1 protein-coding gene is annotated in these 537 nt (G+C 68.9%); it reads left to right on the top strand.

Going from position 1 to position 537, the window contains the following annotated elements; translation table 11 throughout:
• Positions 1–537, top strand: a 537-nt coding sequence (locus tag ACLJQE_RS44795; RefSeq protein ID WP_410645941.1) for a DUF998 domain-containing protein, incomplete at both ends; no start/stop codon positions are given.

Raw genomic sequence — 537 nt, 5'->3', positions numbered from 1 at the left:
GCGCTCGGCGCCATCGTGGGCCCGGTCGCCTTCAACCTGACCTGGCTCGTCCTCGGCTTCGTCAGTCCGGGATACACCCTCTTCGGCCACCGGTTCACCGACTACTCCCCGATCAGCCAACCGATCAGTGGCTTGGGCATGGGATCCACCGCGCCCTACATGAACGCCGCGTTCGTCCTCACCGGGCTCATTCTGATCGTCGGTGTGATCGGCATCTTCCGCACCACGAAGGCGATCGACCCGGAGCCGGACGGCCGGGCCGCCGCCCGCCGCACCGCCATGGTCCTGCTCGCCTGCACCGGCGTGGGGCAGGTCGTCGACGGCATCTTCGACCTGGCGGCGGTGCTACCGCATCTCATCGGCTTCGGTCTGGCCCTCGGCACACCCGTCATCAGTTTCCTCGTCGCCGGCCGCTACTTCCGCCGCCTCCCCCGGTGGCGGCGGTTCGGCAGCTGGCTCCTGCTCGGCAGTCCGCTGACCGCCGTCCTGCTCACCCTGTTCTTCCTGACATTCCAACCGACCGCGGACGGCGCCGAA

Origin of the sequence: Amycolatopsis sp. lyj-346 (genome assembly GCF_046548975.1) — a bacterium.
Lineage (GTDB): Bacteria > Actinomycetota > Actinomycetes > Mycobacteriales > Pseudonocardiaceae > Amycolatopsis.
Note: the sequence above shows the minus strand (reverse complement) of the source record. Positions and strands in the feature narration are given on the sequence as shown.